Consider the following 12811-nt stretch of genomic DNA (forward strand, 5'->3'; position numbering starts at 1 on the left):
ACTGAATAATGGGAATCCGCAAGTACAAGCCGACTACGCCGGGCCGTCGTGGCTCCAGCGTCGCCGACTTCGTCGAGGTCACGCGGTCCACGCCGGAGAAGTCGCTGGTCCGCCCGCTGCACAGCAAGGGCGGCCGTAACAACGCCGGTCGTGTGACCGTTCGCCACCAGGGTGGCGGACACAAGCGCGCCTACCGAGTGATCGACTTCCGTCGTCACGACAAGGACGGCGTGCCGGCGAAGGTCGCGCACATCGAGTACGACCCCAACCGCACCGCGCGCATCGCGCTGCTGCACTACGCCGACGGCGAGAAGCGCTACATCCTCGCCCCGCGCAACCTCCAGCAGGGCGACCGCGTCGAGAACGGTCCCGGGGCCGACATCAAGCCGGGCAACAACCTGGCGCTCCGCAACATCCCGGTCGGTACCACGATCCACGCGATCGAGCTCCGTCCCGGTGGCGGCGCCAAGTTCGCCCGCTCCGCCGGCGCCTCCGTGCAGCTGCTCGCGAAGGAGGGCTCGATGGCCCACCTCCGCATGCCGTCCGGTGAGATCCGCCTGGTCGACCAGCGCTGCCGCGCCACGGTCGGCGAGGTCGGCAACGCCGAGCAGAGCAACATCAACTGGGGCAAGGCCGGCCGCAAGCGCTGGCTGGGCGTCCGCCCGACCGTTCGCGGTGTGGCGATGAACCCGGTTGACCACCCCCACGGTGGTGGTGAGGGCAAGACCTCCGGTGGTCGCCACCCGGTCAGCCCCTGGGGTCAGAAGGAGGGTCGTACTCGTTCGCCGAAGAAGGCTTCGAACAAGTACATCGTCCGCCGCCGCAAGACGAACAAGAAGCGCTAGGAGCGGGTTTAGATGCCGCGCAGTCTCAAGAAGGGGCCCTTCGTCGACGGACACCTCGTAAAGAAGGTGGACGCCCAGAACGAAGCCGGTTCCAAGAACGTCATCAAGACCTGGTCCCGTCGCTCGATGATCATTCCCAGCATGCTGGGCCACACGATCGCGGTGCACAACGGCAAGACCCACATTCCGGTGTTTGTCACCGAGTCGATGGTCGGCCACAAGCTCGGCGAGTTCTCGCCGACGCGCACCTTCCGGGGTCACGTCAAGGACGACCGGAAGTCGAAGCGCCGCTAACGCGGGGTGGAATGACCATGACAGACACTGGAAGGACAACCATGGAAGCCAGGGCCCAGGCGCGGTACATCCGCGTCACGCCCATGAAGGCCCGCCGGGTGGTGGACCTTATCCGTGGCATGGACGCCACGGAGGCTCAGGCGGTCCTGCGTTTCGCCCCGCAGGCCGCGAGCGTGCCGGTCGGCAAGGTGCTTGACAGCGCCATCGCCAACGCCGCGCACAACTACGACCACACTGACGCCGACAGCCTCTTCGTCTCCGAGGCCTACGTCGACGAGGGCCCGACCCTGAAGCGGTTCCGTCCGCGCGCCCAGGGCCGCGCCTACCGGATCCGCAAGCGGACCAGCCACATCACCGTGGTCGTCAGCAGCAAGGAAGGGACCCGGTAATGGGCCAGAAGGTTAACCCGCATGGGTTCCGGCTCGGCATCACCACGGACTTCAAGTCCCGCTGGTACGCCGACAAGTCGTACAAGGAATACGTCAAGGAAGACGTCGCCATCCGTCGGATGATGACGTCCGGCATGGAGCGCGCCGGCATCTCGAAGGTGGAGATCGAGCGCACCCGTGACCGTGTCCGCGTCGACATCCACACCGCGCGTCCGGGCATCGTCATCGGCCGCCGCGGCGCCGAGGCCGACCGTATCCGCGGCGACCTGGAGAAGCTGACCAAGAAGCAGGTCCAGCTGAACATCCTCGAGGTCAAGAACCCCGAGGTCGACGCTCAGCTGGTGGCCCAGGCCGTCGCCGAGCAGCTCTCCTCCCGCGTCTCCTTCCGTCGCGCCATGCGTAAGAGCATGCAGTCGGCGATGAAGGCGGGCGCCAAGGGCATCAAGATCCAGTGCGGTGGTCGCCTCGGCGGCGCCGAGATGTCCCGCTCGGAGTTCTACCGCGAGGGCCGTGTGCCCCTGCACACGCTCCGCGCGAACGTGGACTACGGCTTCTTCGAGGCCAAGACGACCTTCGGCCGCATCGGCGTGAAGGTCTGGATCTACAAGGGCGATGTCAAGAACATCGCCGAGGTCCGCGCCGAGAACGCCGCAGCCCGCGCCGGCAACCGCCCGGCCCGTGGTGGCGGCGGCGCCGACCGCCCGGCCCGTGGTGGCCGTGGTGGCGAGCGCGGCGGTCGCGGTCGTAAGCCGCAGCAGGCTCCCGCTGCCGAGGCCCCCAAGGCCGAGGCTCCGGCGGCTGCCGCTCCGGCTGAGAGCACCGGAACGGAGGCCTGACCGACATGCTGATCCCCCGTAGGGTCAAGCACCGCAAGCAGCACCACCCGAAGCGCCGTGGTCAGGCCAAGGGCGGTACGACGGTCTCGTTCGGCGAGTACGGCATTCAGGCCCTCACGCCGGCGTACGTGACCAACCGCCAGATCGAGGCGGCCCGTATCGCCATGACCCGCCACATCAAGCGTGGCGGCAAGGTCTGGATCAACATCTACCCGGACCGCCCGCTCACGAAGAAGCCTGCCGAGACCCGCATGGGTTCCGGTAAGGGTTCTCCCGAGTGGTGGATCGCGAACGTGCACCCGGGACGGGTCATGTTCGAGCTGTCCTACCCCAACGAGAAGATCGCCCGTGAGGCCCTGACTCGCGCAGCCCACAAGCTGCCGATGAAGTGCCGGATCGTCAAGCGCGAGGCAGGTGAAGCGTGATGTCGGCCGGTACCAAGGCGTCCGAGCTGCGCGAACTGGGTGACGAGGAGCTTCTGGCGAAGCTCCGCGAAGCCAAGGAAGAGCTGTTCAACCTCCGCTTCCAGGCGGCGACGGGTCAGCTCGAGAACCACGGTCGGCTGAAGGCCGTCCGTAAGGACATCGCGCGGATCTACACCCTGATGCGTGAGCGCGAGCTGGGCATCGAGACGGTGGAGAGCGCCTGATGAGCGAGAGCAACGTGACCGAGAACACCACGACCGAGGCCCGCGGCTTCCGGAAGACCCGTGAGGGTCTGGTCGTCAGCGACAAGATGGACAAGACCGTCGTCGTCGCCGTCGAGGACCGTGTGAAGCACGCGCTGTACGGCAAGGTCATCCGCCGTACGAACAAGCTCAAGGCTCACGACGAGCAGAACGCCGCGGGTGTCGGCGACCGTGTCCTCCTCGCGGAGACCCGGCCGCTGTCCGCGACGAAGCGCTGGCGCGTCGTCGAGATCCTCGAGAAGGCCAAGTAATCCTCCTGCGGGCAAACTCGCAGGACAGTTCCGCCAGGCTCCGGGAGCCGCTCGCTGAGCGGCTCCCGGGGAACCGGCAGACAAACAGGAGATAGACGTGATCCAGCAGGAGTCGCGACTGCGTGTCGCCGACAACACTGGTGCGAAGGAAATCCTTTGCATCCGTGTGCTCGGTGGCTCCGGTCGCCGCTACGCGGGCATCGGTGACGTCATCGTCGCCACCGTCAAGGACGCGATCCCCGGTGGCAACGTGAAGAAGGGTGACGTCGTCAAGGCGGTCATCGTTCGCACCGTCAAGGAGCGCCGCCGTCCGGACGGCTCGTACATCCGCTTCGACGAGAACGCCGCCGTCATTCTGAAGAACGACGGTGACCCTCGCGGCACCCGCATCTTCGGCCCGGTCGGGCGCGAGCTGCGCGAGAAGAAGTTCATGAAGATCATCTCGCTGGCTCCGGAGGTGCTGTAAGCATGAAGATCAAGAAGGGCGACCTGGTCCAGGTCATCACCGGTAAGGACAAGGGCAAGCAGGGCAAGGTCATCGCGGCCTTCCCCCGTGAGGACCGCGTCCTGGTCGAGGGTGTCAACCGGGTCAAGAAGCACACGAAGGCCGGTCCGACCGCCAAGGGCTCGCAGGCCGGCGGCATCGTGACCACCGAGGCCCCGATCCACGTGTCCAACGTTCAGCTGGTCGTGGAGAAGGACGGCAACAAGGTCGTCACGCGCGTCGGTTACCGCTTCGACGACGAGGGCAACAAGATCCGCGTTGCCAAGCGGACGGGTGAGGACATCTGATGGCTACCACCACCACTCCGCGTCTGAAGACGAAGTACCGCGAGGAGATCGCGGGCAAGCTGCGTGAGGAGTTCTCCTACGAGAACGTCATGCAGATCCCCGGTCTCGTCAAGATCGTGGTCAACATGGGTGTGGGCGACGCCGCCCGCGACTCCAAGCTGATCGAGGGCGCCATCCGCGACCTCACCACGATCACCGGTCAGAAGCCGGCCGTCACCAAGGCCCGCAAGTCCATCGCGCAGTTCAAGCTGCGCGAGGGTCAGCCGATCGGCGCCCACGTCACGCTTCGTGGCGACCGCATGTGGGAGTTCCTGGACCGCACCCTGTCGCTCGCGCTCCCGCGCATCCGCGACTTCCGCGGTCTGTCCCCCAAGCAGTTCGACGGCCGTGGCAACTACACCTTCGGTCTCACGGAGCAGGTCATGTTCCACGAGATCGACCAGGACAAGATCGACCGTGTCCGGGGTATGGACATCACCGTGGTCACCACGGCGACCAACGACGCTGAGGGCCGCGCGCTCCTTCGTCACCTCGGCTTCCCCTTCAAGGAGGCGTGAGCGAGATGGCGAAGAAGGCTCTGATCGCAAAGGCTGCTCGCAAGCCCAAGTTCGCTGTGCGCGCTTACAACCGCTGCCAGCGCTGCGGTCGTCCGCACTCCGTGTACCGCAAGTTCGGCCTGTGCCGTGTGTGCCTTCGTGAGATGGCTCACCGCGGCGAGCTGCCGGGCGTGACCAAGAGCTCCTGGTAAACCCCCTAAACAGGGTTCCAGAGGCTCTCGGTAAGCAATGGGCGTGTCAGGTGCCCGTCCTCCCATGCCGTAGGCTGGGAGGGTTGGGCGCCTGACGCCCGTACGACTTACTACGCCGTAGGTCCACCGCGCCGCACCCGTCCCGTCTCGGATCGGGGAGAGGGATGGCGCACCAGGAAACCCCGGCGAGAGAGGCCACAGGCCAATTCATGACCATGACTGATCCGATCGCAGACATGCTTACGCGTCTGCGGAACGCGAACTCGGCGTACCACGACTCCGTGACGATGCCGGCATCGAAGATCAAGTCTCACATCGCGGAGATCCTCCAGCAGGAGGGCTTCATCACGGGCTGGAAGGTCGAGGACGCCGAGGTCGGCAAGAACCTCGTTCTCGAGCTGAAGTTCGGCCCGAACCGTGAGCGCTCCATCGCGGGCATCAAGCGGATCTCCAAGCCCGGTCTCCGGGTTTACGCGAAGTCCACCTCCCTGCCCAAGGTGCTCGGTGGCCTCGGCGTGGCGATCATCTCCACGTCGCACGGTCTCCTCACCGACAAGCAGGCCGGCAAGAAGGGCGTAGGCGGAGAAGTTCTCGCCTACGTCTGGTAGCGGAAGGGAACGGAGGAAACAGCTATGTCGCGCATTGGCAAGCTCCCTATCACGGTTCCCGCCGGCGTGGACGTCACCATCGACGGCCAGACGGTTGCGGTCAAGGGCCCCAAGGGCTCGCTGACCCACACCGTCGTAGCGCCGATCGAGATCGCCAAGGGTGAGGACGGCGTTCTGAACGTCACCCGCCCCAACGACGAGCGTCAGAGCAAGGCCCTGCACGGCCTGTCCCGCACGCTGGTGGCGAACATGATCACCGGCGTGACCGAGGGTTACGTGAAGAAGCTCGAGATCAGTGGTGTCGGTTACCGCGTGACCGCGAAGGGCTCGAACCTCGAGTTCGCGCTCGGTTACAGCCACCCGATCACCGTCGAGGCGCCCGAGGGAATCACCTTCAAGGTGGAGACCCCGACCCGCTTCCAGGTCGAGGGCATCGACAAGCAGAAGGTCGGCGAGGTTGCGGCCAACATCCGCAAGCTGCGCAAGCCCGACCCGTACAAGGCCAAGGGTGTCAAGTACGAGGGCGAAGTCATCCGCCGCAAGGTCGGAAAGGCGGGTAAGTAAGCCATGGCATACGGACAGAAGATCCTCAAGGGCGACGCTTACAAGCGTGCCGCGATCAAGCGCCGCCACATCCGGATCCGTAAGCACATCTCGGGTACGGCTGAGCGTCCGCGTCTTGTCGTGACGCGCTCGAACCGCCACATCGTGGCCCAGGTCATCGACGACATCAAGGGTCACACCCTGGCGTCGGCGTCGACCCTGGACACGACCATCCGCGGCGGCGAGGGCGACAAGTCCGCGCAGGCCAAGTCGGTCGGCGCCCTGGTCGCCGAACGCGCCAAGGCCGCCGGTGTCGAGGCTGTCGTATTCGACCGTGGCGGCAACCAGTACGCGGGGCGCATCGCCGCCCTTGCGGACGCCGCCCGCGAAGCCGGACTCAAGTTCTGAGTCGCCCGTCGCGCTAGCGACTTCGGTCGCTGCGTAGCTAGCGGAAAAAGAGAGAGGTAATCCAATGGCTGGACCCCAGCGCCGCGGTGGCGGTGCCGGTGGCGGCGAGCGGCGGGACCGGAAGGGCCGTGACGGCGGCGCTGCTGCCGCCGAGAAGACCGCGTACGTTGAGCGCGTCGTCGCGATCAACCGTGTCGCCAAGGTTGTGAAGGGTGGTCGTCGCTTCAGCTTCACCGCGCTGGTCGTGGTGGGCGACGGTGACGGCACCGTGGGTGTCGGTTACGGCAAGGCCAAGGAGGTGCCGGCCGCCATCGCCAAGGGTGTTGAGGAGGCCAAGAAGCACTTCTTCAAGGTCCCCCGTATCCAGGGCACCATCCCGCACCCGATCACGGGCGAGAAGGCCGCGGGCGTCGTCCTGCTCAAGCCTGCTTCCCCCGGTACCGGCGTCATCGCCGGTGGCCCGGTGCGTGCGGTGCTCGAGTGCGCCGGCGTTCACGACATCCTGTCGAAGTCGCTCGGCTCGTCGAACGCGATCAACATCGTGCACGCGACCGTGGAGGCCCTGAAGGGCCTGCAGCGTCCCGAGGAGATCGCGGCCCGCCGCGGTCTGCCCCTCGAGGACGTCGCTCCCGCGGCTCTGCTTCGTGCGCGTGCCGGGGCTGGTGCTGCGTAATGGCACAGCTCAGGATCACGCAGACGAAGTCGTACATCGGCAGCAAGCAGAACCACCGTGACACCCTGCGTTCGCTCGGGCTCAAGCGCCTGAACGACGTGGTCGTCAAGGAGGACCGCCCCGAGTTCCGCGGAATGGTGCACACCGTCCGCCACCTCGTGACGGTCGAGGAGGTCGACTGATCATGGCGGAGAACAACCCGCTCAAGATCCACAACCTCCGTCCCGCCCCGGGCGCCAAGACCGCGAAGACCCGTGTGGGTCGTGGTGAGGCGTCGAAGGGTAAGACGGCCGGTCGTGGTACCAAGGGCACGAAGGCCCGTTACCAGGTTCCGGAGCGCTTCGAGGGCGGGCAGATGCCCCTCCACATGCGTCTTCCGAAGCTGAAGGGCTTCAGGAACCCGTTCAAGACCGAGTTCCAGGTCGTGAACCTCGACAAGCTGGGCGCGCTGTACCCGGAGGGTGGCGAGGTCACCGTCGAGGGTCTCGTCGCCAAGGGCGCCGTTCGCAAGAACAGCCTCGTCAAGGTCCTCGGCCAGGGCGAGATCTCCGTGGCGCTGCAGGTGACGGTCGACGCCGTCTCCGGCTCCGCCAAGGAGAAGATCACCGCCGCCGGCGGTACCGTCACCGAGCTCATCTGACCGTCTCAGGTGTCTCGATGACGTGAGCGATCCCGACCGGGGATACCCCACAAATGGGGTATCCCCGGTTGGTCGTTCCTAGGGCAGGTGTGTCGCGGGTATGGTGACCAGCACTGCCCACTTTTCACAAGGTTCTCCCAAGGGGGCACCTTGAGCGGCAGTCGACCGTTACTCATGTCGTTGTCGTAAGTCGTTGTTCTTATTGGCCCCTCAAGACCGTCACCCTTGACGCAGATGCGCGGGGGTCGCAGGAGGCACCGTGCTCACCGCGTTCGCCCGGGCGTTCAGGACGCCCGACCTGCGCAAGAAGCTCCTCTTCACGCTCGGGATCATCGTCGTCTACCGGGTCGGGACACACATCCCGATCCCCGGCGTCGACTACACGTCCGTTCAGCGGTGTGTGGACGAGGCGTCCGGCAACCAGGGCCTCTTCGGTCTGGTGAACATGTTCAGCGGCGGTGCGCTGCTGCAGATCACCATCTTCGCGCTGGGGATCATGCCGTACATCACGGCGAGCATCATCCTTCAGCTGCTCACGGTGGTCATCCCGCGCCTGGAAGCCCTGAAGAAGGAGGGTCAGGCCGGTACCGCGAAGATCACGCAGTACACCCGTTACCTGACCGTGGCGCTCGCCATCCTCCAGGGCACCGGCCTGGTGGCCACGGCCCGCAGCGGCGCCCTGTTCTCCGGTTGCTCGGTCGCGTCCAGCATCGTCCCGGACCAGGCGATCTTCACGACCATCACCATGGTCATCTGCATGACCGCCGGCACGGCCATGGTCATGTGGCTCGGTGAGCTGATCACCGACCGCGGCATCGGCAACGGCATGTCGATCCTGATGTTCATCTCGATCGCCGCGACGTTCCCCTCCGCGCTGTGGGCCATCAAGAAGCAGGGCACGCTGGCCGGCGGCTGGATCGAGTTCAGCACGGTCATCCTGGTCGGCCTGGTCATGGTCGGCCTGGTGGTCTTCGTCGAGCAGGCCCAGCGCCGGATCCCCGTGCAGTACGCGAAGCGCATGATCGGCCGCCGGTCCTACGGCGGCACTTCGACGTACATCCCGCTGAAGGTGAACCAGGCCGGTGTGATCCCGGTCATCTTCGCCTCGTCGCTGCTGTACATCCCCGCCCTGGTCGCCCAGTTCTCCAGCGGACAGTCCAGCTGGAAGACCTGGATCGAGACCAATCTGACCAAGGGCGACCACCCGATCTACATCAGCATGTACTTCCTGCTGATCGTTTTCTTCGCGTTCTTCTACGTGGCGATCTCCTTCAACCCCGACGAAGTCGCCGACAACATGAAGAAGTATGGTGGCTTCATCCCGGGCATCCGGGCTGGCCGACCGACCGCTGAGTACCTCTCGTACGTGCTCAACCGGATCACCTGGCCGGGTTCGCTGTATCTGGGTCTTATCGCTCTTGTACCGACGATGGCGTTGGTTGGCTTCGGGGCAAGCCAGAACTTCCCGTTCGGTGGTACCAGCATCCTGATCATCGTGGGTGTCGGTCTCGAAACGGTGAAGCAGATCGAGAGCCAGCTCCAGCAGCGCAATTACGAAGGGTTCCTCCGCTGATGCGTATCGTCCTCGTCGGGCCGCCGGGCGCCGGAAAGGGAACGCAGGCCACACGTCTGGCCGAGACGCTCCGCGTTCCGCACATCTCCACGGGCGACCTGTTCCGCGCCAACATCAGCCAGCAGACGGAACTCGGGAAGCTCGCGAAGTCCTACATGGACGCCGGCAATCTCGTCCCCGACGAGGTCACCATCGCCATGGCCAAGGACCGCATGGAGCAGCCGGACGCCGAGCGCGGCTTCCTGCTGGACGGCTTCCCGCGCAACGTCTCGCAGGCCGAGGCGCTCGACGAGCTCCTCACCACCGAGGGCATCAAGCTGGACGCGGTACTGGACCTGGAGGCGCCGGAGGAGGAGGTCGTCAAGCGGATCGCCGGCCGGCGCATCTGCCGCAACGACTCCTCGCACGTCTTCCACGTGACGTACAAGAAGGCCGCCGTGGAAGGCGTGTGCGACGTCTGCGGCGGCGAGCTGTACCAGCGGGACGACGACTCCGAGGAGACCGTCCGGACCCGGCTGGAGGTCTACCACACGCAGACCGAGCCGATCATCGACTACTACAAGGCGCAGGGCCTGGTCGTGACCATCGAGGCCATGGGCCCCGTGGACGAGGTCACCGGCCGTGCGCTGGCGGCGCTGAAGCGCGAGGGCGACGACCAGTAGCCGTCGCCCGGGATACGGCCGTGGAGTCCTCCGGGACCCCACGGCCGTACTGTTGTGTACGTACGTGACCGACCTGAGTGACGGAGAGCGCAGGCCCCCCATGGTGCAGATCAAGAGCCCCGAACAGATCGCCAGGATGCGTGCGGCGGGGCTGGTCGTCGCCGCCATCCACGCGGCCACACGGGAAGCGGCCGTGCCGGGCGCGACGACGATGGACCTGGACCTCGTGGCGCGCAAGGTCCTCGCGGAGCACGGCGCGAAGTCGAACTTCCTGGGATACGGCGGCTTCCCCGCGACGATCTGCACCTCGGTGAACGACGTGGTCGTCCACGGCATCCCCTCCGGCGAGGTCGTCCTGAAGGACGGCGACGTCATCTCGATCGACTGCGGCGCGATCGTGGACGGCTGGCACGGCGACGCGGCGTACACCGCCTTCGTCGGCTCGGGCCACGCCCCGGAGCTGATCGAGCTGTCCCGGGTCACGGAGGAGTCGATGTGGGCCGGCATCGCGGCCATGAAGCTCGGCAACCGGCTGGTGGACGTCTCGCGGGCCATCGAGACGTACATCCGCCGCCAGCCGAAGCCGGGCGGCGGCCGCTACGGGATCATCGAGGACTACGGCGGTCACGGCATCGGCACCGAGATGCACATGGACCCGCATCTGCTGAACTACGTCGACCGCCGCCGGGGCAAGGGTCCCAAGCTGGTCCCCGGCTTCTGTCTCGCCATCGAGCCGATGGTCTCGCTCGGCACTCCGCGGACCGAGGTCCTGGAGGACGACTGGACGGTCATCACGACCGACGGGACCTGGTCGTCGCACTGGGAGCACTCGGTGGCGCTGACGGAGGAGGGACCGCTGGTCCTGACGTCACCCGACGGCGGCAGGGCGAAACTGGCCGAGCACGGCATCGAGGCGGCACCGGACCCGCTCGCCTAGGTGATCGATCGGCCCGCCCGGGACCCGTCGGTCCGGAGCGTCGTCCTCGGACGCCGGGCGGGCCGGGCGGGACGCCGTGCCTCGGCGGGGGAGCGGCTCGGTTAAGGATCTCCCCTGCGGGGCAGACTTCTCGATTCGTGTTTCGGTCAGGGCTGACGTAGACTGACTCGTCGGCTCTCGTGCACCCGCATGTCCGCATGCGCCCGTAAGGGAAAAGGCGGGGGAGCCGATCAAGGTAGTCGATTCGAAGGGCGAAGCGTGGCCAAGAAGCAAGGTGCCATCGAGATCGAGGGCACTGTCGTCGAGTCTCTGCCGAACGCCATGTTCAAGGTCGAGCTCCAGAACGGCCACCAGGTCCTGGCGCACATCAGCGGCAAGATGCGTATGCACTACATCCGTATCCTCCCTGACGACCGGGTCGTGGTGGAGCTGTCTCCGTACGACCTGACGCGTGGCCGGATCGTCTACCGGTACAAGTAGATCTTGCCCGTACCTTCGTGCGCCCCTCACCGGGCGCACGGGGCTGTTGGCAACTGACCCGGAGAACCTCACCCAATGAAGGTCAAGCCGAGCGTCAAGAAGATCTGCGACAAGTGCAGGGTGATCCGCCGTCATGGCCGGGTCATGATCATTTGCGAGAACCCGCGCCACAAGCAGCGCCAGGGCTGATCGCACAGGGTCACACCCTCTGCACCGACATCGCAGAGACTTCGCGCGACGCGAGCTGAATTGTTCATACGCAGGACCCGGACGGGCATCCCGTCCGACACCCCCGGTTCGGAGGCCGGGGACCCAGTCCGTACCAAGTCTTCTGCGCGTCAGAAGAGGCCGGCGGCTGGGGGTCGGTGCTGCGGAAGACCTCCGAGGATCAACTGGAGCCATTGAATGGCACGCGTTTCCGGTGTCGACATCCCGCGCGAAAAGCGTGTGGAGGTCGCCCTCACCTACGTGTTCGGCATCGGCCGGACCCTTTCCCAGGAGACGCTGGCCGCGACCGGCGTCGACCCCAACACCCGCGTTCGCGACCTCTCCGAGGAGCAGCTCGTCGCGATCCGCGAGTACGTGGACGCCAACATCAAGACCGAGGGTGACCTTCGTCGCGAGATCCAGGCCGACATCCGCCGCAAGGTGGAGATCGGCTGCTACCAGGGTCTCCGTCACCGTCGTGGTCTGCCGGTCCGCGGTCAGCGCACCAGCACGAACGCCCGTACCCGCAAGGGCCCGCGTCGCGCCATCGCCGGCAAGAAGAAGCCGGGCAAGAAGTAGTCCTCAGCGGACAACGCTTCATCAGCGGTCTTCGCTGTAGGACCGACCACCTCCCCGTAGGAGTTTGTAGATGCCCCCCAAGGGTCGTCAGGGCGCTGCCAAGAAGGTGCGCCGCAAGGAAAAGAAGAACGTCGCGCACGGCCAGGCGCACATCAAGAGCACGTTCAACAACACGATCGTGTCCATCACGGACCCGGCCGGAAACGTGATCTCGTGGGCCTCCGCCGGCCACGTCGGTTTCAAGGGCTCGCGCAAGTCCACGCCGTTCGCCGCGCAGATGGCCGCCGAGTCGGCTGCCCGTCGCGCGCAGGAGCACGGCATGCGCAAGGTCGACGTCTTCGTCAAGGGCCCGGGCGCCGGTCGTGAGACCGCCATCCGTTCCCTGCAGGCGACCGGCCTCGAGGTCGGCTCGATCCAGGACGTCACGCCGACCCCGCACAACGGCTGCCGTCCGCCCAAGCGCCGCCGCGTCTGACGCACCGGCCACGGGCGGCTCGGTTCCGGCTGGGGGTGCGGGGGTCGTCCCCCGCAGCGCACAGCACGGCTGCCGTCCGCCCAAGCGCCGCCGCGTCTGATCCGGCGCACGGCTGCTTGGACTGAGGATTTCGGGCGGTACGGGCCTTCGGGGCCGTACCGCCCGTACCCTTGCAAGTACCAC

At 66.3% G+C, this 12811-nt stretch carries 24 protein-coding genes; all 24 read left to right on the forward strand.

From position 1 onward, the window contains the following. The first annotated feature begins 8 nt into the window (after positions 1-8). The 24 genes from rplB (at position 9) to rpsK (ending at position 12628) form a co-directional block, all read left to right on the forward strand. Positions 9-845 carry a 50S ribosomal protein L2 gene (gene rplB, locus OG802_RS21215; RefSeq protein WP_007494772.1) on the forward strand — a complete coding sequence of 279 codons (837 nt, stop codon included), beginning with the start codon at positions 9-11 and terminating at the stop codon, positions 843-845. A gap of 12 nt (positions 846-857) precedes the next feature. Beyond that, positions 858-1139, forward strand: coding sequence for a 30S ribosomal protein S19 (gene rpsS, locus OG802_RS21220; protein ID WP_018528354.1), 282 nt, complete (start codon positions 858-860; stop codon positions 1137-1139). Positions 1140-1180: 41 nt separating this feature from the next. Next, on the forward strand, positions 1181-1528 hold the full coding sequence (gene rplV, locus OG802_RS21225) for a 50S ribosomal protein L22 (protein WP_023547379.1): 348 nt from the start codon (positions 1181-1183) through the stop codon (positions 1526-1528). Further along, the gene (gene rpsC / locus OG802_RS21230; protein ID WP_329412712.1) at positions 1528-2364 is read left to right on the forward strand and encodes a 30S ribosomal protein S3; all 837 of its coding nucleotides are present in this window, start codon (positions 1528-1530) and stop codon (positions 2362-2364) included. The genes rplV and rpsC overlap by 1 nt, the downstream gene beginning before the upstream one ends. Before the next feature lie 5 nt (positions 2365-2369). Continuing rightward, entirely contained in the window at positions 2370-2789 is a 420-nt protein-coding gene (gene rplP, locus OG802_RS21235; protein WP_006140905.1) for a 50S ribosomal protein L16, read from the forward strand. After that, the gene (rpmC, locus tag OG802_RS21240; RefSeq protein ID WP_003998824.1) at positions 2789-3013 is read left to right on the forward strand and encodes a 50S ribosomal protein L29; all 225 of its coding nucleotides are present in this window, start codon (positions 2789-2791) and stop codon (positions 3011-3013) included. The genes rplP and rpmC overlap by 1 nt, the downstream gene beginning before the upstream one ends. Then, a complete protein-coding gene (gene rpsQ / locus OG802_RS21245) occupies positions 3013-3303 on the forward strand; it encodes a 30S ribosomal protein S17 (RefSeq protein WP_069770397.1) in 291 nt (96 codons plus the stop codon). The genes rpmC and rpsQ overlap by 1 nt, the downstream gene beginning before the upstream one ends. A gap of 97 nt (positions 3304-3400) precedes the next feature. Further along, on the forward strand, positions 3401-3769 hold the full coding sequence (gene rplN / locus OG802_RS21250; RefSeq protein ID WP_003998823.1) for a 50S ribosomal protein L14: 369 nt from the start codon (positions 3401-3403) through the stop codon (positions 3767-3769). 2 nt (positions 3770-3771) lie between these two features. Continuing rightward, entirely contained in the window at positions 3772-4095 is a 324-nt protein-coding gene (gene rplX, locus OG802_RS21255) for a 50S ribosomal protein L24 (protein WP_030039760.1), read from the forward strand. Then, positions 4095-4652 carry a 50S ribosomal protein L5 gene (gene rplE, locus OG802_RS21260; protein WP_030788262.1) on the forward strand — a complete coding sequence of 186 codons (558 nt, stop codon included), beginning with the start codon at positions 4095-4097 and terminating at the stop codon, positions 4650-4652. The genes rplX and rplE overlap by 1 nt, the downstream gene beginning before the upstream one ends. Positions 4653-4657: 5 nt before the next feature. Further along, complete coding sequence (locus tag OG802_RS21265; protein WP_030890724.1) at positions 4658-4843, forward strand: type Z 30S ribosomal protein S14; 186 nt, start codon at positions 4658-4660, stop codon at positions 4841-4843. Positions 4844-5052: 209 nt separating this feature from the next. Beyond that, positions 5053-5451: a 30S ribosomal protein S8 gene (gene rpsH / locus OG802_RS21270; RefSeq protein ID WP_013001411.1), complete on the forward strand. Its 399-nt coding sequence runs from the start codon at positions 5053-5055 to the stop codon at positions 5449-5451. Positions 5452-5475: 24 nt separating this feature from the next. Next, entirely contained in the window at positions 5476-6015 is a 540-nt protein-coding gene (rplF, locus tag OG802_RS21275; RefSeq protein ID WP_329412715.1) for a 50S ribosomal protein L6, read from the forward strand. Between the two features lie 3 nt (positions 6016-6018). Beyond that, the gene (gene rplR / locus OG802_RS21280) at positions 6019-6402 is read left to right on the forward strand and encodes a 50S ribosomal protein L18 (protein ID WP_020132625.1); all 384 of its coding nucleotides are present in this window, start codon (positions 6019-6021) and stop codon (positions 6400-6402) included. A 64-nt stretch (positions 6403-6466) separates the two neighbouring features. Continuing rightward, positions 6467-7075 (forward strand): 30S ribosomal protein S5, encoded by a 609-nt coding sequence (rpsE, locus tag OG802_RS21285; protein ID WP_013001409.1) that lies wholly within the window; start codon positions 6467-6469, stop codon positions 7073-7075. Then, positions 7075-7257, forward strand: coding sequence for a 50S ribosomal protein L30 (rpmD, locus tag OG802_RS21290; protein WP_060901490.1), 183 nt, complete (start codon positions 7075-7077; stop codon positions 7255-7257). The genes rpsE and rpmD overlap by 1 nt, the downstream gene beginning before the upstream one ends. Positions 7258-7259: 2 nt before the next feature. Then, positions 7260-7715 carry a 50S ribosomal protein L15 gene (gene rplO, locus OG802_RS21295; RefSeq protein WP_069770396.1) on the forward strand — a complete coding sequence of 152 codons (456 nt, stop codon included), beginning with the start codon at positions 7260-7262 and terminating at the stop codon, positions 7713-7715. Between the two features lie 259 nt (positions 7716-7974). Then, positions 7975-9288, forward strand: a complete 1314-nt coding sequence (gene secY / locus OG802_RS21300; RefSeq protein WP_329412717.1) for a preprotein translocase subunit SecY — start codon at positions 7975-7977, stop codon at positions 9286-9288. Next, on the forward strand, positions 9288-9950 hold the full coding sequence (locus tag OG802_RS21305; RefSeq protein WP_329412718.1) for an adenylate kinase: 663 nt from the start codon (positions 9288-9290) through the stop codon (positions 9948-9950). The genes secY and OG802_RS21305 overlap by 1 nt, the downstream gene beginning before the upstream one ends. 100 nt (positions 9951-10050) lie before the next feature. Continuing rightward, positions 10051-10887 (forward strand): type I methionyl aminopeptidase, encoded by an 837-nt coding sequence (map, locus tag OG802_RS21310; RefSeq protein ID WP_329417251.1) that lies wholly within the window; start codon positions 10051-10053, stop codon positions 10885-10887. A gap of 258 nt (positions 10888-11145) precedes the next feature. Continuing rightward, a complete protein-coding gene (gene infA, locus OG802_RS21315; RefSeq protein ID WP_003948620.1) occupies positions 11146-11367 on the forward strand; it encodes a translation initiation factor IF-1 in 222 nt (73 codons plus the stop codon). 75 nt (positions 11368-11442) lie between these two features. Then, on the forward strand, positions 11443-11556 hold the full coding sequence (gene rpmJ / locus OG802_RS21320) for a 50S ribosomal protein L36 (RefSeq protein ID WP_004984509.1): 114 nt from the start codon (positions 11443-11445) through the stop codon (positions 11554-11556). A gap of 216 nt (positions 11557-11772) precedes the next feature. Beyond that, positions 11773-12153, forward strand: a complete 381-nt coding sequence (gene rpsM / locus OG802_RS21325; protein WP_020132619.1) for a 30S ribosomal protein S13 — start codon at positions 11773-11775, stop codon at positions 12151-12153. A gap of 70 nt (positions 12154-12223) precedes the next feature. Next, on the forward strand, positions 12224-12628 hold the full coding sequence (gene rpsK / locus OG802_RS21330) for a 30S ribosomal protein S11 (RefSeq protein WP_010354218.1): 405 nt from the start codon (positions 12224-12226) through the stop codon (positions 12626-12628). Positions 12629-12811 lie beyond the last annotated feature (183 nt).

This window comes from Streptomyces sp. NBC_00704, assembly GCF_036226605.1.
In the GTDB taxonomy this organism is placed as follows: Bacteria; Actinomycetota; Actinomycetes; order Streptomycetales; family Streptomycetaceae; genus Streptomyces.

What these genes read in the sequence shown, in the direction of transcription:
- rpmJ (WP_004984509.1), top strand. Translation starts at nt 11,443, where the DNA reads ATGAAGGTCAAGCCGAGCGTCAAGAAGATCTGCGACAAGTGCAGGGTG.
- rpmD (WP_060901490.1), top strand. Translation starts at nt 7,075, where the DNA reads ATGGCACAGCTCAGGATCACGCAGACGAAGTCGTACATCGGCAGCAAG.
- rplR (WP_020132625.1), top strand. Translation starts at nt 6,019, where the DNA reads ATGGCATACGGACAGAAGATCCTCAAGGGCGACGCTTACAAGCGTGCC.
- rplP (WP_006140905.1), top strand. Translation starts at nt 2,370, where the DNA reads ATGCTGATCCCCCGTAGGGTCAAGCACCGCAAGCAGCACCACCCGAAG.
- rplF (WP_329412715.1), top strand. Translation starts at nt 5,476, where the DNA reads ATGTCGCGCATTGGCAAGCTCCCTATCACGGTTCCCGCCGGCGTGGAC.
- OG802_RS21265 (WP_030890724.1), top strand. Translation starts at nt 4,658, where the DNA reads ATGGCGAAGAAGGCTCTGATCGCAAAGGCTGCTCGCAAGCCCAAGTTC.
- rpsQ (WP_069770397.1), top strand. Translation starts at nt 3,013, where the DNA reads ATGAGCGAGAGCAACGTGACCGAGAACACCACGACCGAGGCCCGCGGC.
- map (WP_329417251.1), top strand. Translation starts at nt 10,051, where the DNA reads ATGGTGCAGATCAAGAGCCCCGAACAGATCGCCAGGATGCGTGCGGCG.
- rplV (WP_023547379.1), top strand. Translation starts at nt 1,181, where the DNA reads ATGGAAGCCAGGGCCCAGGCGCGGTACATCCGCGTCACGCCCATGAAG.
- rpmC (WP_003998824.1), top strand. Translation starts at nt 2,789, where the DNA reads ATGTCGGCCGGTACCAAGGCGTCCGAGCTGCGCGAACTGGGTGACGAG.
- rplB (WP_007494772.1), top strand. Translation starts at nt 9, where the DNA reads ATGGGAATCCGCAAGTACAAGCCGACTACGCCGGGCCGTCGTGGCTCC.
- rpsS (WP_018528354.1), top strand. Translation starts at nt 858, where the DNA reads ATGCCGCGCAGTCTCAAGAAGGGGCCCTTCGTCGACGGACACCTCGTA.
- rpsK (WP_010354218.1), top strand. Translation starts at nt 12,224, where the DNA reads ATGCCCCCCAAGGGTCGTCAGGGCGCTGCCAAGAAGGTGCGCCGCAAG.
- rpsE (WP_013001409.1), top strand. Translation starts at nt 6,467, where the DNA reads ATGGCTGGACCCCAGCGCCGCGGTGGCGGTGCCGGTGGCGGCGAGCGG.
- rplO (WP_069770396.1), top strand. Translation starts at nt 7,260, where the DNA reads ATGGCGGAGAACAACCCGCTCAAGATCCACAACCTCCGTCCCGCCCCG.
- rplE (WP_030788262.1), top strand. Translation starts at nt 4,095, where the DNA reads ATGGCTACCACCACCACTCCGCGTCTGAAGACGAAGTACCGCGAGGAG.
- rpsH (WP_013001411.1), top strand. Translation starts at nt 5,053, where the DNA reads ATGACCATGACTGATCCGATCGCAGACATGCTTACGCGTCTGCGGAAC.
- rpsM (WP_020132619.1), top strand. Translation starts at nt 11,773, where the DNA reads ATGGCACGCGTTTCCGGTGTCGACATCCCGCGCGAAAAGCGTGTGGAG.
- OG802_RS21305 (WP_329412718.1), top strand. Translation starts at nt 9,288, where the DNA reads ATGCGTATCGTCCTCGTCGGGCCGCCGGGCGCCGGAAAGGGAACGCAG.
- rplX (WP_030039760.1), top strand. Translation starts at nt 3,772, where the DNA reads ATGAAGATCAAGAAGGGCGACCTGGTCCAGGTCATCACCGGTAAGGAC.
- rpsC (WP_329412712.1), top strand. Translation starts at nt 1,528, where the DNA reads ATGGGCCAGAAGGTTAACCCGCATGGGTTCCGGCTCGGCATCACCACG.